Origin of the sequence: Marinibacterium sp. SX1 (assembly GCF_050389775.1) — a bacterium.
In the GTDB taxonomy this organism is placed as follows: Bacteria; Pseudomonadota; Alphaproteobacteria; order Rhodobacterales; family Rhodobacteraceae; genus Marinibacterium.
Genome location: NZ_CP177144.1, coordinates 2,386,406 through 2,406,450, shown reverse-complemented (window position 1 = coordinate 2,406,450; position 20,045 = coordinate 2,386,406). Strand labels below are relative to the sequence as shown.

At 66.2% G+C, this 20,045-nt stretch carries 14 protein-coding genes; 12 read left to right on the top strand and 2 right to left on the bottom strand.

Annotated elements, in window-relative coordinates:
• Positions 1-135: 135 nt before the first annotated feature.
• The 4 genes from ACK3BB_RS10740 (at position 136) to ACK3BB_RS10725 (ending at position 2,896) form a co-directional block, all read left to right on the top strand.
• Positions 136-606 carry a YbaK/EbsC family protein gene (locus ACK3BB_RS10740; protein WP_428924646.1) on the top strand — a complete coding sequence of 157 codons (471 nt, stop codon included), beginning with the start codon at positions 136-138 and terminating at the stop codon, positions 604-606.
• Positions 607-822: 216 nt separating this feature from the next.
• A complete protein-coding gene (locus ACK3BB_RS10735) occupies positions 823-1,269 on the top strand; it encodes a DUF2852 domain-containing protein (RefSeq protein ID WP_428924645.1) in 447 nt (148 codons plus the stop codon).
• An 87-nt stretch (positions 1,270-1,356) separates the two neighbouring features.
• A complete protein-coding gene (locus tag ACK3BB_RS10730; RefSeq protein ID WP_428924644.1) occupies positions 1,357-1,791 on the top strand; it encodes an RDD family protein in 435 nt (144 codons plus the stop codon).
• Positions 1,792-2,065: 274 nt separating this feature from the next.
• Positions 2,066-2,896: an arginyltransferase gene (locus ACK3BB_RS10725; protein WP_428924643.1), complete on the top strand. Its 831-nt coding sequence runs from the start codon at positions 2,066-2,068 to the stop codon at positions 2,894-2,896.
• 178 nt (positions 2,897-3,074) lie between these two features.
• Here ACK3BB_RS10725 and ACK3BB_RS10720 read toward each other — a convergent pair whose 3' ends face one another.
• Positions 3,075-3,986 (bottom strand): Hint domain-containing protein, encoded by a 912-nt coding sequence (locus tag ACK3BB_RS10720; protein WP_428924642.1) that lies wholly within the window; start codon positions 3,984-3,986, stop codon positions 3,075-3,077.
• Between the two features lie 594 nt (positions 3,987-4,580).
• Between ACK3BB_RS10720 and ACK3BB_RS10715 the strand changes: the two genes are divergently transcribed.
• From ACK3BB_RS10715 to ilvN, 7 genes are all read left to right on the top strand, one after another.
• The gene (locus ACK3BB_RS10715; RefSeq protein WP_428924641.1) at positions 4,581-5,669 is read left to right on the top strand and encodes a TRAP transporter substrate-binding protein; all 1,089 of its coding nucleotides are present in this window, start codon (positions 4,581-4,583) and stop codon (positions 5,667-5,669) included.
• Positions 5,670-5,927: 258 nt separating this feature from the next.
• Positions 5,928-6,926 carry a TRAP transporter small permease subunit gene (locus ACK3BB_RS10710; RefSeq protein ID WP_428924640.1) on the top strand — a complete coding sequence of 333 codons (999 nt, stop codon included), beginning with the start codon at positions 5,928-5,930 and terminating at the stop codon, positions 6,924-6,926.
• Between the two features lie 21 nt (positions 6,927-6,947).
• Positions 6,948-9,605 carry a TRAP transporter large permease subunit gene (locus tag ACK3BB_RS10705; protein WP_428924639.1) on the top strand — a complete coding sequence of 886 codons (2,658 nt, stop codon included), beginning with the start codon at positions 6,948-6,950 and terminating at the stop codon, positions 9,603-9,605.
• 635 nt (positions 9,606-10,240) lie between these two features.
• Positions 10,241-12,079: a calcium-binding protein gene (locus tag ACK3BB_RS10700; protein ID WP_428924638.1), complete on the top strand. Its 1,839-nt coding sequence runs from the start codon at positions 10,241-10,243 to the stop codon at positions 12,077-12,079.
• 443 nt (positions 12,080-12,522) lie between these two features.
• A complete protein-coding gene (locus tag ACK3BB_RS10695; protein ID WP_428924637.1) occupies positions 12,523-14,226 on the top strand; it encodes a calcium-binding protein in 1,704 nt (567 codons plus the stop codon).
• 318 nt (positions 14,227-14,544) lie between these two features.
• Positions 14,545-16,296 (top strand): acetolactate synthase 3 large subunit, encoded by a 1,752-nt coding sequence (locus ACK3BB_RS10690; RefSeq protein WP_428924636.1) that lies wholly within the window; start codon positions 14,545-14,547, stop codon positions 16,294-16,296.
• Positions 16,297-16,418: 122 nt separating this feature from the next.
• Entirely contained in the window at positions 16,419-16,994 is a 576-nt protein-coding gene (gene ilvN, locus ACK3BB_RS10685) for an acetolactate synthase small subunit (protein WP_428924635.1), read from the top strand.
• A 232-nt stretch (positions 16,995-17,226) separates the two neighbouring features.
• Here ilvN and tgt read toward each other — a convergent pair whose 3' ends face one another.
• Positions 17,227-18,357 (bottom strand): tRNA guanosine(34) transglycosylase Tgt, encoded by a 1,131-nt coding sequence (gene tgt / locus ACK3BB_RS10680; RefSeq protein WP_428924634.1) that lies wholly within the window; start codon positions 18,355-18,357, stop codon positions 17,227-17,229.
• Between the two features lie 114 nt (positions 18,358-18,471).
• On the opposite strand from tgt, the gene rimK reads away from it, so the two are divergent.
• Positions 18,472-19,878 (top strand): 30S ribosomal protein S6--L-glutamate ligase, encoded by a 1,407-nt coding sequence (rimK, locus tag ACK3BB_RS10675; RefSeq protein WP_428924633.1) that lies wholly within the window; start codon positions 18,472-18,474, stop codon positions 19,876-19,878.
• Positions 19,879-20,045: the final 167 nt, after the last annotated feature.

Below are 20,045 nucleotides of genomic sequence, written 5' to 3'. Positions count from 1 at the left end.
CCGTTCCACCGTTCCACCGTTCCTAATGTGTCCCACACCCGCCCCGCATGCGCCGCGCAGCCTCTCCCGGACCGGCCCCACAGCGCGGCACCTACGGGCTTGCCTTGGCCCGCGTCCCGCCCCATGGTCCGCGCCATGAGCAAGAGCAAGAAACGCGTACGCGCGGCGCTGGACGCCGCCGGGATCACCGCCGAGATCGTCGAGACACCGCTGGCCCGCACCGCCGAGGATGCGGCCGCTGCCCTGTCCGTCACCACCGACCAGATCGTTAAATCCATCATCTTCCGTGGCGAGACCAGCGGCGAGGCCCTGCTATTCCTCACCGCCGGGGGCAACCGCGTCGACCCCGACCGCGCCGCCGCCCTGGCCGGCGAGCCCCTAGGCAAGGCCGATGCCGCGCTGGTCCGCTCGCAGACGGGCTTTGCCATCGGCGGTGTCTCGCCCGTGGGGCATCTGTCGCCGATCCGCGCCTGGATCGATCCCCGGCTGCTGGACTTCGACATCGTCTGGGCCGCCGCCGGCACGCCTCACCATGTCTTTCCGATGACCCCGGACCAGCTGCAAAGCCTGACCGGCGCGCCCGTCGCGGGCTTTGTCGTCGAATGACCCGCCGGGGGCACCGCCCATAAAACACTGACCAAAAACGGGAAATCCGGCCATCCGGGCGGCATGTCCGCCCGCCGTCGGCGAAAATGTTAAAAACATTCACATAGGCCCTTGAACCAGAGCCCCGGAACGCCGATCTCTCGTAATGTGAAAAGGCTTCACATTGACCCGAAAGCTGACCGGAGCGTCAGCCAGAGTGACCGGAGAGAGATGACGATGACCCCTGTTTATTCCCACACCGCCCCGGAGCCGCCGATGGGCTGGTTTTCCAAGGCCGAAGCCTGGCTCGACGCCAAGGGCAAGGGTGCCTGGATTGCCTGCATGGTCCTTGGCTTCGTATTCTTCTGGCCCATCGGGCTCGCCCTTCTGGCCTACATGATCTGGAGTAAGAAAATGTTCGGTTCCTGCCGCAAGTCGCACCGCAACGCCCGCCACATGTCCATGCGCAGCGCCATGTCCGGATCGTCGGGCAACAGCGCCTTCGATGCCTACAAGGCCGATACCCTGGCCCGGCTCGAACGCGAGCAATCGGAATTCGAGGAATTCCTGCAGCGCCTGCGCGAAGCCAAGGACAAGGCCGAGTTCGACCAGTTCATGACCGACCGTGCCCGCGCCGCCGCCGACAGCCCGTCGGACGAGACCACCGGCCCGGCCCCGGCCTGAGCCCACGCCCTGCCCCGTCCCCGCCTGCCTCTCCGGCGCGGGGGCGATGGGCCCCTTCCCCTTTCCCTTCTGACAGCCGAGACCCCGATGCACCTGCCCGACCCCGACATTCAGCCCGATTTCTATGCCGGAGTGACGTCCAAGCGCCTGTTGGCCTGGATCATCGACGTGATCCTGATCATCGGTCTGGTGGCTGTCGTCCTGCCCTTCACGGCCTTCACCGGCTTCTTCTTCCTGCCCTTCCTGCACCTGGTGCTCAGCTTTGCCTATCGCTTCGTGACCATCGCCGGCGGGTCGGCCACCTTTGGCATGCGCTTTACCGGAATCGAGTTCCGCGATCTCAACGGGCGCAAGTTCGATGGCACGACGGCCTTCCTGCACACGCTGGGCTATACCGTGTCGGTCGCGGTCCCGATCCTGCAACTGGTGTCGATCGTGATGATGCTGGCCAGCAGCCGCGGACAGGGCCTGACCGATTCGCTGTTGGGCACCACGGCGCTGAACCGCCGCGCCCGGTTCTGACCCGCCGCCGCCCCACCCCGGGGCGGCCCGCCCATGCCTTGCCCCGGCCCCGCGCATGCGCAAGGGCCCCGCGCGCGCCAGGCCCCGCCAATGGGCGCCGGGCACCTGCAAAGCCTCCGAAATCCGCCACAATCGCCCCGGCCCGCCCCCGCGCGGCCCGGGGCGCTGCGCTGTCTGCGCCGCCCGTGACCCGGGCCGGACAGGGCGGCCAATCTCGGCTTGGCGCGACCGGAGGCCGTTGCTATCATCGCCCTTGACACATGTCAGGAGCCCCATGCGACACACGCTGCCCATCGCACCGCAATTCTACGTCACCGCGCCGCAGCCCTGCCCCTACCTGGACGGTCGGATGGAGCGGAAACTGTTCACCGCGCTGCAGGGCGAAGGCGCGGAACGGCTGAACAATTCACTGTCACAACAGGGGTTTCGCCGGTCTCAGAACGTGCTCTACCGGCCGTCCTGCGCCGAATGTTCGGCCTGTCTCTCGGCCCGGATCGACGTCTCGGCCTTCCGCCTGTCGAAAAGCCAGGCCCGCACGCTGAAACGCAATGCCCGGCTGGTGCGCAAGGCCACCTCGCCCTGGGCGACCGAAGATCAATACGCGCTCTTCCGCCGCTATCTCGATGCCCGCCATGCCGATGGCGGCATGGCCGACATGGATGTCTTCGAATTTGCCGCCATGATCGAGGAAACGCCGATCCGCTCGCGGGTTGTCGAATATGCCGATCCCGAGGCCCCCGACGGCATGTCCCTGACCGGGGTCAGCCTGACCGACGTGCTCGAAGACGGGCTGTCGATGGTCTATTCCTTCTATGCGCCCGACCAGCCCAAGGCGTCGCTGGGCACCTACATGATCCTCGACCATATCCAGATCGCCCGCGAGGCAGGGCTTCCTTATGTCTACCTGGGCTACTGGGTGCCGGGCAGCCAGAAGATGGGCTACAAGGCCAAGTTCTCGGGCCTCGAGATCTATGTCGGCGGGGCCTGGGAAAAGATGGGCGATCCCGAGTCCTATTTCCCCGAGACCCACCCGCTGTCGACCGATCCGATCGCCGAGCAGGTGGCCAATATCTCGCTGCCCGACCGGCGCCCGACCTCCAAGTGATCCGCCCCCCGGCCTGCGCGCAAATGCACTGGGGTGACGGCAGCACATCGGCCGGCGACGGCTCATCTGCCAAACCGCGGGCACTGCCCTCGCGAGGCTGGCCCGCAAGGGCCTGACGAGCCCGGCCCCGGCGGATGGATTGCGGGCAGGCCCGTCCGGCCCGCCCGCATGTGTCCCCTCAGGCCACGTCTGCCAATGCGCCCAGCCGGGCGCGGATCGACCCGGGCACCAGCCGGGCCGACGAAATCCGCGGCAAGGGCATTTCGCGGATCACCCGTTCGGCCCCGCAGCGCGCCACGTAGTCGGCGTAATTGTCGAAGGCCGTCCGCGCCACGTAATCGATATAGCTCTCGGCCGGCGCGCCTTCGGCCAGGATCGTCTCGTGGCCCTCGGTCTCGACATGGTAATAGGTGATCCGCTCCGGCAGCGCCGCCATCGGCTCGACCGCGATCGTGTCGCCATTGACCAGCGCCCCGGCATTGATCGCCAGCCCGTCCAGGACCAGCGCGTGATCGGCCGTCAGCACCAGGTCGCGCCGGGGCAGCCCCTGCCCCAACGCCCCGGCCCGCACCCGGACCGGGGCAAAGCGTTCCGGCGCGGTGAACAGGCGATGCACGCTGCGCCGGCCCAGCCACAGCACCGGCACCGCCCGGCCATCCGACGTCAGCACCAGGTCACCGGGCACCAGCGCCTCGACGGCCACTTCGCCGCCGGGCACGGCAATGCGCGTACCGGCCATGAAACAGGTCACGAAAGTGCCGGTATCCAGGTCATCGGTCTCGTGCACCGTGTTGGGCGCCTCGGTCGACGCCTCGGCAAAGCTGGCCACCGAGTAGACATAGAACGTGTCGGAATCGACCTCGACCACCACGTAGGTGTTGCCGCTGTCGGGATCGGTGTAAGACCCCCAGAACGTGCCGACCTGGGTGGGCGATCCGTCGACATAGATCGGATCGCCCGGCTCGAAACTACCATCCATTTCATTGTCGCTCAGCGTGCCGACGGCATCGCCGCCGCTGCCGAAGGACGCGTTGCTGCTGCCGCCGTCGCGGTCGTAGACCATGAGAGAGTTGAATTCGTAATCGGCCATGGGGAATACCTTTGAACTCGTCGTTTGGGATGACTTGAACCCGGGGTGAGATCGGCTGAAACGGGCCGACCGGGTCAGCGCTGGGATGCACTTCGATCACCGTAGCACCGGCGAAATACCTTTCCGCGACAGGATTTTCGCCGAACAACCCCGGGTGGCGGAAAACCGCCGAGGCCGGGCCCGGCCTGCCGCCATCTGCGGCAACCGGGATGCGGATCGCGGCAGAGTTGTGTCCCGGCGCTCCGTCCCGCGGCCCCGGCGCTTTGCAGCTGCGGCATGCGCGACTGTCCGGCACCCCGATCTGTCACGCGACATGCCGCCCGTCACCGGACCAGTTTTTGAGCGTTTGCTCGCCCCTTCGGCAGATCGCCCCGAAATCGCCGCAAGCCGCCCGGCCATGGCCGATCGGACCCCCTGGCTTACCTCACGCAACCCCCGAATTTTTCAACGAATCCTCGCCTCGGCTGTTGCATTTGATGCGGTTCTGAATACCGTGGCTCTCGGGGGGGGCAAAAAGCGCAAAAGCGCAGGTCCGCCTTGAGCTGACGACAAGTTAAGACATGAAAAATGTCCGACAGGAGGAGAGTTTAACTCATGGAACGTCGTAAATTCCTTGCAGGTGCGGCACTGGCCGGAACCGGCACCGTACTGGCCGCACCGATGGTCAACGCCCAGAACGCAAAGACCATGACCATCGTGTCGACCTGGCCGCGCGACTTCCCCGGCCTGGGCCTGTCGGCCCAACGGCTGGCATCGCGCATCACCGAGATTTCCAACGGGGCCATCCAGACCGAATACTTCGCCGCCGGCGAACGCGTCGGGGCCTTCGACAGCTTTGACGAAGTGGCCAGCGGCAACAGCCAGGGCTACATCGGCGCCGATTACTACTGGGTCGGCAAGCACCCGGCTTACGCCTATTTCACCGCCGTGCCCTTCGGCATGACCACGGCCGAACAGAACGCCTGGGTCAAGTTCGGCGGCGGGCAAGAGCTGTGGGACGAGCTGGGCTCCGAGTTCGGCGTCAAGGGCCTGCTGGCCGGCAACACCGGCACGCAAGCGGGTGGCTGGTTCAACAAGGAAATCAACAGCCCCGACGACCTGCAGGGCCTGAAGATGCGGATCCCGGGCCTGGGCGGCAACGTGATGTCCAAGCTGGGCGCGTCGACCGTGTCGCTGCCGGGCGGCCAGATCTATGAAAACCTCGTGTCGGGCGCCATCGAGGCCACCGAATGGGTCGGCCCCTACAACGACTATTTCATGAAGTTCTACGAGGCGGCCAAGTTCTACTATACCGCCGGCATGCACGAGCCGGGCTCGGCCCTGGCGCTTGGCATGAACGCGTCCTGGTGGGGCAGCCTGACCGATTACGAAAAGGCCGTGATCACCGCCGCCGCGATGGAAGAGAACGCTGCGCAATACGAAGAGACCGTGGCCCTGAACGGCGTCTACCTGCAACGTCTGATCGACGAGCACGGTGTCGAGGTCAAATCCTTCAACGACGACGTCTGGGATGCCTTTGGCGAGGCCTCGGAAGAGGTGGTCGAGGAAGTGCGCGACCATTCGGAAATGGCGGCCAAGGTCAACGACAGCTACGCCGACTTCATCCAGAGCGCCGGCGGCATGATGGCCCAGTTCGAAGTGTCCTTCGTCAACCAGCGCAACCGCGTGCTCGGCCTCGACTGAGCCGGATGCGGCCATGAAAAGCGGGAGCCGGTCGCGAGGTCGGCTCCCTTGTCCATTCTGGTCCGGCCAGGATCATCGCGGCGCCCCCGCCCGTTCTTGCGACCGGTCCGGGGGCGTGGTCATCGCGGGGTCCGGTCGGGCCGGCACCGGTCCGGCATCGGGCGTGCTTTTCGGCCTCACCCTCTACACGGGGCCGCGTCCCGGGCCTGTCGGACAGCGAACCACTAACAGCAACAAGAACATAATCGGGGGAATGCTGTGAGTACCCTTTCTGACCCGGACGCCGTACAGCCTTTCGGCCAGCCCGCGCCGGTCGTCCGCTTCTTCGGCTGGGCCACGCTCTTCATGCTGGCCGCCTTCCTGATCAACAACGTCCTGGTATCCTGGTACGGCTTTCCCGGTCTCGGCGCGATCGCCGCGGGCGGGGCCGATCCCAAGGTCTTTGTCGTGCTCGGTCTCTACATCCTGGCCCTGGCCGGGGCGGTGGTCTGGGTCTGGCATTCGGGCAATACCGCGCTGCGCTGGGACGCCCGCACGATCACGGCCTTCAATGCCTACCTGATCCGGGCCTGTTTCTTCGCCGTGCTCTTCGTCGGCCTGGTCGACGCGGCGATTGCCTTCCTCAGGATCGAAAGCCTGTTCGGCACCTTCCTGCCCGAAGACCTGGCCCGCGAGTTCAACCGGGTGCAGTTCCTGGCCCCGACGATCCACGGCCCGCTGATCGTGGCCGGCTTTGTCGTGGCGCTGTTCACGCGCACGCTGGGCTTTCAGTGGCTGGCGCTGATGATCGTCGGCGCCGAGCTGCTGATCGTCATCTCGCGCTTCGTCTTTTCCTATGAACAGGCGCTGATGGGCGACCTCGTGCGCTATTGGTATGCCGCGCTCTTCCTCTTTGCCTCGGCCTATACCCTGCTCGAGGAAGGCCACGTGCGGGTCGACGTGCTGTATGCCGGGTTCTCGCGGCGGACCAAGGGCAAGGTCAATGCCGTGGGCGCGATCCTGTTCGGCATGGTCACCTGCTGGTGCGTGCTGATCATGGGCATGGGCTCGCCGCAGGCCATCATCAACGCGCCCGTGCGCAATTTCGAGATCAGCCAGGCCTCGACGGCCGGCATGTACGTCAAGTACCAGATGGCCGCCTTCCTGGGCATCTTCGCCGTCACCATGCTGATCCAGTTCGTGGCCTACCTGTTCGAGGCCGTCGCCGACAAGCGCGACGAACCCGGGCACAAGGACCACATCGGCGCGGCGCACTAGGGCCAGATTCGGGGCAGATACATGGAACTTTTCTTTCTTCTCCTGCTGATCGTCATCATGGCCGGCGCGCTGGGTTCGGGGTTTCCCGTGGCCTTCGCCCTGCCCGGTGCGGCGATCATCACCATCACCCTGGCCGCCGTGTCGGGGCATTACTTTGCCGGCGACGCGGATGCCTATTTCCATTCGGGCGGGCCGCAGCAATGGCTGACCGCCGGGGTGACCAACCTGCGAGGGGTCTATTGGGAGGTCGAGAGGGATACGCTGATTGCCATCCCGCTCTTCATCTTCATGGGCATCATGCTGCAGCGGTCCAAGATCGCCGAAGACCTTCTGGTCACCATGGCCCGGCTCTTCGGCCCGGTGCCGGGCGGCCTGGGCATCTCGGTTGTCTTCGTGGGTGCCCTGCTGGCCGCCACGACGGGCATCGTCGGCGCAACGGTCGTGGCCATGGGCCTGATCTCGCTGCCGGCCATGCTGCGCAACGGCTATTCCCAGCCCCTGGCCACCGGCACCATCGCCGCGTCGGGCACCCTGGGCCAGATCATCCCGCCCTCGATCGTGCTGATCATCCTGGCCGACCAGCTGGCCTCGGCCACCGACCAGGCCTCGACCATGCGCAAGGCCCTGCACAAGGAAGCCACCGGCGAATTGTCGATGCCTTCGGTCTTCGACGTGACCTCGACCAGCGCGGGCGAGATGTTCCTGGGCGCCTTCGTGCCGGGCATCGTGCTGGTGCTGATCTACATGGCCTTCATCCTGATCTTTGCCATCCTGCGTCCGAAACTGGCCCCCGCCGTGCCCTATGAAGGCGTGCGCGACGGCCGGTTCTGGGCCGAGGTCGCCCTGACCCTGATCCCGCCGCTGGCCCTGATCTTCCTGGTGCTGGGCTCGATCATCGCGGGCATCGCCACGGTCAACCAGGCAGGCGCCATCGGTGCCGCCGGCGCCCTGATCATGGCCGGCTACCGCCTGCCCGACCAGGACACGCCGGGGCTGTTCATCCCTGCCCTGATCGGCGCCGTGGCCCTGGGCCTGATCGCCTTTGCCCTGTCGGCCTACGACATGAACATCAAGGGCGTGATCAGCTCGGGCGGCGACATGACCGGCATCTGGATCGGGGCCCTGGCCACAATCCTGCTGGTCATCGCCCTGATCTGGTCAGGTGCGCGGGTCTTGCGCATCGAGAACACGATGCACGAGGTCATGATCGAAACGGCCAAGACCACCTCGCTGGTCTTCATCATCCTGCTCGGCGCGGCCATGCTGACCGCCGCCTTCCGTGCCTTCGGGGGCGAAGAGCTGGTGCGCGAGTTCCTCAACTCGCTGCCGGGCGGGTTCTGGTCGCAATTCGTCATCGTCATGGCCGTGATCTTTGTCCTGGGCTTCTTCCTGGACTTCATCGAGATCGCCGTGGTCGTCGTGCCCATCGTGGCGCCGATCCTGCTGGCCGATCCGCAGGCGAACATCACGGCCGTCTGGCTGGGTGTCATGATCGGTCTGAACATCCAGACCTCCTTCCTGACCCCACCCTTCGGCTTTGCCCTGTTCTACCTGCGCGGCGTTGCCCCGCCCGAGGTCAAGACGACCTCGATCTACAAGGGGGTCATCGCCTTCATCGGCCTGCAGCTGGCCGCGCTGGCCATCGTCGGCTACACGCCATCGCTGGTGAACTACCTGCCCAACCGCGTCAGCCTGCTGTCGGAAACCGCGCCGCCGCCGCGCAATCCCAAGCTGCAGCTCTGCCTGGAAGACTATGTCTGGGACAAGCTGCAGACCGGCGAAGAGGGGCTGCGCGCGACCATCGCCCAGGCCCAGGCGCTGGATCTCGAGGTCCTGCCCCGGTCGCTGGCCGGTGATCTCGGCGATGCCTTCGACGACGCCTCCACGGCCATCGACCAGATGGACGAGATCGTGGCGGCTGATGCGGCGGTCAATGCGGCGGCGCCCGCGTTCCGGCCGTTGCTGAGCGAGGTGCGGGGCATCCAGAAGCAGGTGCGCGACCGGCGCAGCCATGCGGACGAGCTGTTGCAGCGCGCGCGCTACATGAACAGCGAGGCCGAGGCCGAACGCCGGGCCGAGCTGGAGGCCGAAGCGGCCGTGCTGCAGGGCGAGGCAGACGAGATCGAGGCAACGATCCCGGCCGAATGGGCCGAGACCTATGCCACGTTCAACGCGCTGACCAAGGCCGAACAGCAGGCGCGCAACACCTACCGCCGGGCGGCCGACGGGTCGGTCGAGCCGGTCAACGAAGTGCTGGCCGTGCTGGCCGACAACGCGGCCTTTGCCGCGCTGGAAGACCAGCTGCGCGGGTTGGAAGAGATCATCCTCAACGGTGACACCGACACGGCCGAGGCGGCCCTGCAGGAGGTCGGCAGCGCGGTCAACGCCGTGGCCGGGGCCAGCGCGATCGCCTCGCCGCTGTCCAGCGCCCGGCGTGACATCCGGCGCGACCGGCGGGATGACGCGATGGAGGAATGGCGCGAGGCCATGGCCGAATACGAGGAACAGGCCAGCTGGCGCGCGCCGGCGGCCGAAGCCCTCGTGCCCGGCCTGACGGCCTATCTGGACGGTATCGCCGAGACCATCGGCGCCCGCCAGCAGCCCAGCCTCAGCCGCGACCAGGCGCTGTTCCTGGCCAGCTGCAACGCCCATCACCGGGATCTGTCGCTGAACTTCTGATCGCCGGCAAGACCCACGAAACCCCGACCGGGGCGCGCCAGACCGGCGCGCCCCGGTTTTTCTTTGCCCGGCGCACGGGTGTTGTCTTCGGGCCCGCGACCGGCGCTTGCGATGACACCGCTGCCGATTGACCGTGCCCCCGGTCTGCGCCCGCGGTGCCTCCCCCCGGCCCGTTCTCTTGGCCTGTTCCTTGCTCCTGCCCGCCCCGACACGCGGCCTCGGGTCCGGCTTTGGCCCGGCCACCGCCGGCCCTCGCAACCCGCGCAGGTTAAGGCTCCCGCCTTGCCCCGGCCCCGCCCGTCCCCCACCATTGCACGGTGCCGCCCTCGGCTCTTGCGCCGCCCACCCGGCACGCCCTGTCCTTCCATTGTCCAGGCCATGGCCCGCCAGCGATTGCCGCGCGGCCCGGGACACATCGCGCGGCCCGATCTTGCGGGCAATTCCCCGGCCAATTCATCGCGGGATTTCCCCGATGAATTCAACCGTCATGAGAATTTCTCAATAATGGCAATTCCCAATCCCCCATTCCGTGGTAATTTACCCCCGATAGGGACAGGCGAATTTCCTTTCGCGCATTCGGGGTGCCCCACGGGCGCCGCAATTCATTGACGGGCGAAACGCCCGGGGAGGACATGATGGCAAAGATCAGGGCATATGACGGGCTGGCCGACGGGCTGACATTCTATACCGACCCCTTCGGCGCGGCCGTGCCGATCTTTGTGCCGCCGCTGGATGCGGTCGAGAACCTGGTCACCGACTGGGACGACGGCACCACGCTCTACCGGTTCTTCCTGACCGGCCATCCGACCATCGTGGCGGCCTCGGTGGTCACGCGCGAGACCGCGACATCGGTGGAAATCCTCGAAGTCACCTACGAGGATTCCCTGGGCAATCCGCTGGTCACCTTCAAGGACGTGGGCATCACCTATTCGACCGAGGGCCTGCCGCCCGGGGTCACCATCGACCTGAGCACCGTCGTGGCGGGCTTTGTGGGCGCGGGGCGGGTGTCGCTCCTGGGCGATGACCAGATCGTGGGCAACGGCTTTGCCGATTACCTGCGCGGCTCGACGGGCAACGACACGCTGTCGGGCCGGGGCGGCGACGACATGCTGTACGGCGACGAGGGCGACGACCTGCTCAAGGGCGGCGCCGGAGCCGACCTGATGGACGGCGGCGAGGGCAACGACACGGCCAGCTACACCTCGTCCGAGGCCGGGCTCACCATCGACCTGTCGGGCAAGACGGCCAATACCGGCGACGCCCTGGGCGACGTGCTGGTCAGCATCGAGAACATCGCGGCCACGGGGTTCGACGACTGGCTCAGCGGCACCAATGCCGACAACACCTTCTTCGGCGGCGGGGGCAACGACACGCTGTCGGGCAAGGGCGGCAACGACCTGCTCAAGGGCGGCGCGGGCGATGACACGCTGATGGGCGACGTGGGCGAAGACACGCTGGACGGCGGCGCGGGCAACGACATTCTCGACGGCGGCACCGGGGCCGACCGCATTCGTGGCGGCGACGGCGACGACATGATCGTCGGTGACGCCGACGACACGCTGATCGACGGCGGCGCGGGCTATGACACGGTGGATTTCAGCGGCTCCCAGGCCGGTATCTATTTCTCGTCCTACTACAGCTCGGCGACAATGCGCGGCGTGGAATCCATCCTGGGCAGTGCATTCAGCGATGATTTTTACCTGTGGAACGCCGAGGACGACATGTTCATGGACGGGGGCGCCGGCAATGACGACCTGTCCAGTGGCAGCGGCAACGACATGCTCTACGGCGGCGCAGGCAACGACTGGCTCGACGGCGACAGCGGCGAGGACGTGCTCTATGGCGAGGGCGGCAATGACTATCTCTATGGCGGCAACGGCGACGACATCCTTTATGGCGGCGCGGGCAACGACACGCTCGAGGATTACGACGGCAGCAACGAGATGTGGGGCGGAGAGGGCAACGACACCTTCTACAGCTGGGGCAATACCGACGACTATTTCGAGATGTACGGCGAAGACGGCGACGACCGGTTCTATGCCTGGGGCGGCAACGCAACGATAGATGCAGGCATTGGCGACGATCACATCCAGATCGACACCTTTTCGACCGACGATCTGGTCACGGCAATGGGGGGCGAAGGCACGGACACGTTCCTGATCTGGGCCGGCACGGGTGTGATGACAGGCGGCGCCGGGGCCGATATCTACAACATCTATGCCTATTATGACTTCGACCTGACCATCACCGACTGGGATGCCGACACGATCAAGGTCGACATGTACCTGATTCCGGGCTACGATTACTACTCCGACCCGATGGGGGCCACGGTGGACGACCTGCTGGCGCTGGCCCGGGTCGAAGGCGACGACATCATTTTCGATTTCGGCGACACCTATTTCGGCACCGCCACGCTGACCCTCGAAGGCGTGACCGACCTGGACCTCGTGGCGGATTACCTGGCCATCGTCTGACCGGGCTGCGGCCCGCCCGGGCCGCCCATGCCCCCGCCCGCCCATCCCGGCCCGGACAGTGCGCCGGGCCGTGCATCGGCCCCGGCCTGTTGGAGACGTGCGGGCAGCGTCCAGGCCCTGCCCGCCCACAGCGCGCCCTCGTCCGGGCACCGCGCGCCCTTGCCGGCCTGACCATCGCGCCCCCTTCCCGGGGACGGCAAACGGACGCTTGCCGGCCGGACCATCGCGCGTCCCGCCCGGGCACGGCAAACGGGCGCCTGTCGGCCCGACCATCGCGCCCCCGCCCGGGCACGGCAAACGGGCGCCTGCCTGCCCCTGCCCGACCTCCGGCTCTCCTGCCCCTGCCCGACCCCGATCCGGGGGGTCCGAACCGACCCCTCGGGCCTTGTCTGACCTCAAGGCCTTGATAGCCAAGGGGAAGAATATCCAGGAGTTTTCCCCCAATGGTCACGATTACCGCCACCGATGCCCTGGGCACGGGCCTTGTCATCTATGAAGATGCCGATGGCGTCACCCAGCCCCTGTTTCCCGCCCCGCTCGACACGACGCTGACGCTCGACACGCTGGACGGCGAGGACACGCTCTTTCGCTTTGCCATCTCCGGCCACACGACCATCGTGGCCGCCAGCGCCCTGGGCCTGGCCGATGCCACGACGGTCACGCTCGACCAGGTGACCTATGAAACGGCATCGGCCGAAACGGCGATCCACGTGAGCGATCTCGACCTGACGCTCTCCCTGGCCAACTATCCCTATCCCGCGCCGGACATCTCGGCCGGCGTGCTGGCCACCGTGTCCGAAGGCATGTTCCTGCTGGATGGCGACGACCGGCTGACCGGCAACAGCTTTGCCGATTTCATCAGCGGGTTGGGCGGCAACGACCTGCTGACCGGCCGGGCCGGCGACGATTTCCTCTTTGGCGGCGACGGCGACGACGTGCTGCGCGGCGGGGCCGGCGCGGATGTTCTGGATGGCGGCGCGGGCGTCGACCTGGCCAGCTTTACCGACCGGACCAGCGGCGTGAAGGCCGACCTGGCCAACCCGGCCAACAGCAGCGCCGACGTGGCCGGTGACACGTTCCTGCGGATCGAGGGACTGGCCGGCACGGCCCATGACGACGCCCTGTTCGGCGATGACGCCGACAACCGGCTGCTCGGCGGCACGGGCAACGATTACCTGCGCGGCCGGGCGGGCGATGACGACCTGCGCGGGGGCGACGGCGACGACGTGCTGACCGGTGATGCGGGCAGCGACCTGCTCTATGGCGGCAACGGCGCCGACCAGCTTGTCGGCGGCGACGACGGCGATGTCCTGCACGGCGGCGCGGGCAACGATACGCTTTACGGCCAATCCGGCGCCGACCAGCTGCATGGGGCCTCCGGCCAAGACATGCTCTTTGGCGGCGGCGATCGCGACTACCTGTACGGCGGCAATGACAGCGACCACCTCGACGGCCAGGCTGGCCACGATTATCTCTATGGCGACAAGGGGTCCGACGCCCTGTTCGGCGGAGGCGGGCTGGATCTGCTCTATGGTGGCACTGGCGACGACGCCCTGCACGGCCAGGCCGGCAACGATATCCTGCGCGGCGAGGACGGCGACGATGTCCTCCAGGGCGGGCAAGGCAACGACACGCTGGAAGGCGGCATCGGCAACGACATCCTGCATGGAAATGCAGGCTCCGACACGATGGACGGCGGCAAGGGCGACGATATCCTCCATGGCGGCGTCGGCAACGACCGGCTGGAAACCAGTCAGGGGCATGACCTCCTGTACGGAGGGGATGGCAACGACCGGCTGTTCAAGACAGGCTATTCCACGGAATACGTCGAACTATACGGCGAAGGTGGTGACGACCTTCTTGTGACCGACCGGGCGACCAATATCCTGATGAGTGGCGGCGAAGGCACCGACATATTCCAGTTCCGCGGCATTCCGGGCGAGCTGACGGCCGTGATTACCGACTGGGACAATGAAATGGTCCTCTTCCGGGGTCTGAGTTCGGTCTCCTGGATGGTGAACTACGCCGTTGTCGAAGATGGCAACACGGTGATGGATTATCACACCAGCAGCGGGTTCGACATACACCTAACGCTGCTGGGCGTGAGCGATCCGACCGTGCTTTACGATTACTTCGACGTCATCTGACCCGGTGCCGCGCCTCTCCCGCCCGACCGGGCCGGGGGAGGCGTGAGTCCACCAGGCGCCCCCCACGGGCAACAAAATGTCGCGAAAACCCGGCCTGCGATCACATTCTTCCGGGATTTGCCGGTTGACGCCCCCTGCCCGTGCTCCTATGGTCCCGCGCAGCACGAAAGGACCCTTCATGTTCACGCTAGTCGTAATCGTAGGATCAACGCGCATGGGCCGGTAAACGGTTTACCCAAACGACGACCCATGCGCCCCCGACATCCTCGGGGGCTTTTTTGTGCGAATGACGCTGTGTCGAAACCGGAGAGCACGACAATGACACAAGAGATGACCGGAGCGAAAATGGTGGTTCAGGCCCTGAAGGATCAGGGTGTGGACACGGTATTCGGCTATCCCGGCGGCGCCGTGCTACCGATCTACGACGAGATCTTCCAGCAAAACGACATCCGCCACATCCTGGTGCGCCACGAACAGGGCGCGGTTCACGCCGCCGAAGGCTATGCCCGCTCGACCGGCAAGCCCGGCGTGGCGCTGGTGACCTCGGGCCCGGGCGCGACGAATGCCGTCACCGGGCTGACCGACGCGCTGCTGGATTCGATCCCGATCATCGTGCTGACCGGCCAGGTGCCGACCTTCATGATCGGCTCGGATGCCTTCCAGGAGGCAGACACGATCGGCATCACCCGGCCCTGCACGAAACACAACTGGCTGGTCAAGGATACCGACCGGCTGGCCCCGACGATCCACGAGGCCTTCCACGTGGCAACCTCGGGCCGGCCCGGGCCGGTGCTGATCGACATTCCCAAGGACGTCCAGTTTGCCACCGGCACCTATGCCGGGCCCAATCCCACGGCCTCGCATTACCAGCCCCAGGTCAAGGGCGACCAGGCCGAGATCACCGAGCTGGTCGCGGCCATCGAGACGGCGAAGCGCCCGGTGTTCTACACCGGCGGCGGGGTGATCAACTCGGGGCCCCATGCCAGCCAGCTGCTGCGCGAGCTGGTCGATGCCACGGGCTTTCCGATCACCTCGACGCTGATGGGCCTGGGGGCCTATCCGGCGTCGGGCCAGAACTGGCTGGGCATGCTGGGCATGCACGGGCTCTACGAGGCCAACATGGCCATGCATGATTGCGACCTGATGATCTGCATCGGCGCGCGGTTCGACGACCGGATCACCGGACGGATCGATGCGTTTTCGCCGGGTTCGATCAAGGTCCATGTCGATATCGACCCGTCGTCGATCAACAAGGTGGTCAAGACCGACATCCCGATCGTCGGTGACGTGGCCCATGTGCTGGAAGACGTGCTGAAGATCTGGAAGGCCCGCGGGCGCAAGACCGAGGTCGAAGCCGTGCGCAAGTGGCACGGCCAGATCACCGACTGGCGCAAGGTCAATTGCCTCGCCTATGCCGACAGCCCCAAGACGATCAAGCCGCAATATGCGCTGGAACGGCTGGAAGCGCTGACCAAGGACCGGGATCGCTACATCACCACCGAGGTCGGCCAGCACCAGATGTGGGCCGCGCAGTTCCTGAACTTCGAGGATCCCAACCGCTGGATGACCTCCGGTGGCCTGGGCACGATGGGCTATGGTTTCCCGGCCTCGATCGGCGTGCAGATCGCGCACCCCGATGCGCTGGTGATCAATGTCGCCGGCGAGGCATCCTGGCTGATGAACATGCAGGAGCTGGGCACGGCCGTGCAATTCCGCGCGCCGGTCAAGCAGTTCATCCTGAACAACGAACGCCTGGGCATGGTGCGCCAGTGGCAGGAGCTGTTGCATGGCGAGCGGTATTCGCATTCCTGGTCCGAGGCGCTGCCCGATTTCGTGAAACTCGCCGAGGCCTTTGGCGCCAAGGGCATCATCTGCAACGATCCGGCCGACCTGGACGATGCGATCATGGAAATGATCAATTACGACGGGCCGGTGGTCTTTGACTGCCTGGTCGAGAAGCACGAGAACTGCTTCCCGATGATCCCGTCGGGCAAGGCCCATAACGAGATGCTGCTGGGCGAAGCCGAGACCCAGGGCGTGATCGACAGCAAGGGCTCTGTCCTGGTCTGACCCCCGCCTGCCCCGGCGCCGTTTTCCCTGCGGAAAACGGCCCGGAATTTTCGAAAATTCCGGCCCGGGCGGTTGCCGTCCGGGTGCGGTCAACCCTTCGGTCAATCCATCGGGAGGCGAGGATGTCCCCTCTACATATCAAGCAAGGCTCGACGAGCCATTCCGCCTACAACCTGCGCCCGACCTTTTCGGACATGCAGGAAAAACACACGATCGCCGTGCTGGTCGAGAACGAACCGGGCGTGCTGGCCCGGGTGATCGGGCTGTTCTCGGGGCGCGGCTACAATATCGAAAGCCTGACCGTGGCCGAGGTCGACCACACCGGCCACCTGTCGCGCATCACCATCGTGACAACCGGCACGCCGCAGGTGATCGAACAGATCAAGGCCCAGCTGGGGCGTATCGTGTCGGTGCGCGACGTGCATGACCTAACGGTCGAAGGCCGGTCGATCGAACGCGAGCTGGCCATGCTGAAGGTCGAAGGCACCGGCGAGAAACGGGTCGAGGCGCTTCGGATCGGCGAGATCTTCCGGGCCAACGTGGTCGACAGCACGCTCAACAGCTTTGTCTTCGAAATCACCGGCGCGCCGGAAAAGATCGACGCCTTCGCCGAGCTGATGCGCCCGCTGGGCCTGGTGGAAATCGCCCGCACCGGCGTGGCCGCCCTGTCGCGCGGGGAAATGCCCGGGCGCGACTGATCCCGTCGGCCATTGGCGTGTCAGCGTGGCGCGTCAATGGCCCCGGCATCGCCCCCGGACCGATGTCGCGACGGGTATTTGGACCAAGAAGAAGCCAGGACGCCGCGCCCTGCTCCCCGGCCAGCCCCCGGGGCCCCGGCCGTGGAAAGCGCGCGGACCTGCTGCTTCTTTCTCTTTTGAAATATCCCACCACGACGCCGGCCAAGGGGCGCGACGTCACATGGTTCGCCCCTCAGATCGGCTCGATATCGCCCTGCGCCCGGGTGGCGTGAAAGTCGTCCTGCCAGGCGTCAAATGTGCCGGCGGCAATGGCCCCCCGCATGCCCTCCATGATCTCCTGGAAGTAATGCAAATTGTGCCAGGTCAGCAGCATCGAGGAAATGATCTCCTGGCTGCGGAAGACATGGTGCAGGTAGGCCCGCGAATAGGACCGGCAGGCCGGACAAGTGCAGGCCTCGTCCAGCGGGCGCGGGTCGTCCTGGTGGCGGGCGTTCTTGATGTTGACCACGCCGCGCCGGGTAAAGACCTGGCCCGTCCGGCCCGACCGCGAGGGCAGCACGCAATCCATCATGTCGATGCCCCGCGCCACGGCCCCCACGATGTCGTCGGGCTTGCCCACGCCCATGAGGTAGCGCGGCTTGTCCTCGGGCAGCATGCCCGGCGCGTAATCCAGCACGCCGAACATGGCCTCCTGGCCCTCGCCCACGGCCAGCCCGCCGACGGCATACCCGTCAAAGCCGATCCCGCGCAGCGCCTCGGCGCTTTCACCGCGCAGCTCTTCGGTCACGCCGCCCTGCTGGATGCCGAACAGCGCATGGCCGGGCCGGTCGCCGAAGGCCTCGCGCGAACGTGCCGCCCATCGCATCGACATGCGCATGCTTGCCTCAACGACCTTTTCCTCGGCCGGCAGGGCCGGGCATTCGTCGAAACACATGACGATGTCCGAGCCCAGCAGCTTCTGGATTTCCATCGAACGTTCCGGGGTCAGGTGGTGTTTCGACCCGTCGATATGGGATTTGAAGGTCACGCCCTCTTCGGTCAGCTTGCGCAGCCCGGCCAGGCTCATGACCTGGAAACCGCCCGAATCCGTCAGGATCGGCCGGTCCCAGTTCATGAACCGGTGCAGCCCGCCCAGCCGGTCGATCCGCTCGGCCCCGGGGCGCAGCATCAGGTGATAGGTATTGCCCAGCAGGATGTCGGCCCCCGTCGCGCGCACGCTGTCGGGCATCATCGCCTTGACGGTTGCCGCCGTGCCGACGGGCATGAAGGCCGGCGTGCGGATCTCGCCGCGCGGGGTCGAGATGGTGCCGGTACGGGCCCGGCCATCCGTGGCCGCGAGCGAAAACGAGAATGTGCTGGTCATTGCCGCCCTCTACCCCGGCACGGCGCAAAAGCAAAGCGTTCCGCGCATGCAAGCGGGTGGAAATCGTAACCAAGACCCCTTAGCAGGGGGGCATCGTCACGAGAGGGATCCGACATGTCCGATACCGACACCACCCCACCTCCGCTCACCTTCGGCTGGGAAGAATGGATCTCGCTTCCCGAGCTCGGCCTGCCGGCCATCTCGGCCAAGGTCGACACCGGCGCGCGCACCTCGGCGCTGCATGCTTCCGACATCGAGACCTTTGGCCCGGCCAGCCAGCCCAAGGTGCGCTTCGACGTGCATCCGATCCCCGGCCATTACGAGCTGGCCATCACCTGCTCGGCCGAGATCGTCGACCGGCGCGAGGTGACCTCGTCGAACGGCGAGCGCGAGCTGCGCTATGTCATCCGCACGCCGCTGACCGTCGGTGGCCAGACCTGGCCGATCGAGATCACCCTGACCGACCGTTCGGGCATGGCCAGCCGCATGCTGCTGGGCCGCCAGGCGCTGCAGGATCACATTTCCATCGTGCCCACCGAACGCCACCTGCAGCCGCTGCTGGATTACGATGTCTACCATTCGTCGAAGCTGATGCGCACGATCGCCCCCAACCGGGCCCTGCGCATCGCCGTGCTCAGCCGCGAGAACAATTACTCCACCCGCCGCCTGGTCGAAGGCGGCGAGGCCCGCGGCCATACCGTCGAGGTCATCGACACCACGCGCTGTTACATGGCCATCAACCCGATGATGCCCGAGGTGCATTACGACGGCAAACGCCTGCCCCGCTACGACGCCGTGATCCCGCGCATCGGCGCGTCGATCACGCCCTATGGCACGGCCGTGGTGCGCCAGTTCGAAACCATCGGCACCTTCGTGGTGAACAATTCCGCGGGCATTGCGTCCAGCCGCGACAAGCTCAATGCCCACCAGATCCTCAGCCGCTACAAGATCGACATGCCCACCACGGCCTTTGCGGCCTCGCCCAAGGATACGTCGAACCTGATCGGGCTGGTCGGCTCGGCGCCGCTGATCATCAAGCTGCTGGAATCGACACAAGGCAAAGGCGTGGTGCTGGCCGAAACCAAGAAGGCCGCCGAATCCGTGATCTCGGCCTTCCGGGGCCTCAAGGCCAACTTCCTGGTCCAGCAATTCGTAAAGGAAGCGGCAGGCGAGGACATCCGCTGCCTGGTCGTCGGCGGCAAGGTCGTGGCCTCGATGAAACGCACCGGGGCCGAAGGCGATTTCCGCTCGAACCTGCACCAGGGCGGCAGCGCGTCGTCGGTGCGCATCACCAAGGCCGAACGCGACATGGCCGTGCGCGCCGCCCGCGCCTTTGGCCTGGGGCTGGCCGGGGTTGACCTCTTGCGCGCGGAAAGCGGGCCCAAGGTGCTTGAAGTGAATTCCTCGCCCGGGCTCGAAGGCATCGAAACAGTGACCAAGAAGAACGTCGTCGAAAAGCTCTACGAAGAGATCGAACTCAACGTCCGGCCCCGCCCGGCCCGGCGCAAGCGCGCTGAATGATCCGATCACCCGGCCCGTCGCGATGGGCCGGATATTTATGAAGAGAAAGAAGCAGCAGGCCTGTCCTGCCCCGTCAGCCGCCGCGCCGGCGGGAAGGCAGGACCGCGCTCCTGCTTCTTTCTCTTTCCAAGTATTCCCGGGGGAGTCCTCCAACGGAGGACGGGGGC

Coding starts and splice junctions, on each gene's coding strand:
- ilvN (WP_428924635.1), top strand. CDS start 16,419: ATGTCCCCTCTACATATCAAGCAAGGCTCGACGAGCCATTCCGCCTAC.
- ACK3BB_RS10740 (WP_428924646.1), top strand. CDS start 136: ATGAGCAAGAGCAAGAAACGCGTACGCGCGGCGCTGGACGCCGCCGGG.
- ACK3BB_RS10730 (WP_428924644.1), top strand. CDS start 1,357: ATGCACCTGCCCGACCCCGACATTCAGCCCGATTTCTATGCCGGAGTG.
- rimK (WP_428924633.1), top strand. CDS start 18,472: ATGTCCGATACCGACACCACCCCACCTCCGCTCACCTTCGGCTGGGAA.
- ACK3BB_RS10715 (WP_428924641.1), top strand. CDS start 4,581: ATGGAACGTCGTAAATTCCTTGCAGGTGCGGCACTGGCCGGAACCGGC.
- ACK3BB_RS10725 (WP_428924643.1), top strand. CDS start 2,066: ATGCGACACACGCTGCCCATCGCACCGCAATTCTACGTCACCGCGCCG.
- ACK3BB_RS10690 (WP_428924636.1), top strand. CDS start 14,545: ATGACACAAGAGATGACCGGAGCGAAAATGGTGGTTCAGGCCCTGAAG.
- ACK3BB_RS10735 (WP_428924645.1), top strand. CDS start 823: ATGACCCCTGTTTATTCCCACACCGCCCCGGAGCCGCCGATGGGCTGG.
- ACK3BB_RS10695 (WP_428924637.1), top strand. CDS start 12,523: ATGGTCACGATTACCGCCACCGATGCCCTGGGCACGGGCCTTGTCATC.
- ACK3BB_RS10700 (WP_428924638.1), top strand. CDS start 10,241: ATGGCAAAGATCAGGGCATATGACGGGCTGGCCGACGGGCTGACATTC.
- ACK3BB_RS10720 (WP_428924642.1), bottom strand. CDS start 3,986: ATGGCCGATTACGAATTCAACTCTCTCATGGTCTACGACCGCGACGGC.
- tgt (WP_428924634.1), bottom strand. CDS start 18,357: ATGACCAGCACATTCTCGTTTTCGCTCGCGGCCACGGATGGCCGGGCC.
- ACK3BB_RS10705 (WP_428924639.1), top strand. CDS start 6,948: ATGGAACTTTTCTTTCTTCTCCTGCTGATCGTCATCATGGCCGGCGCG.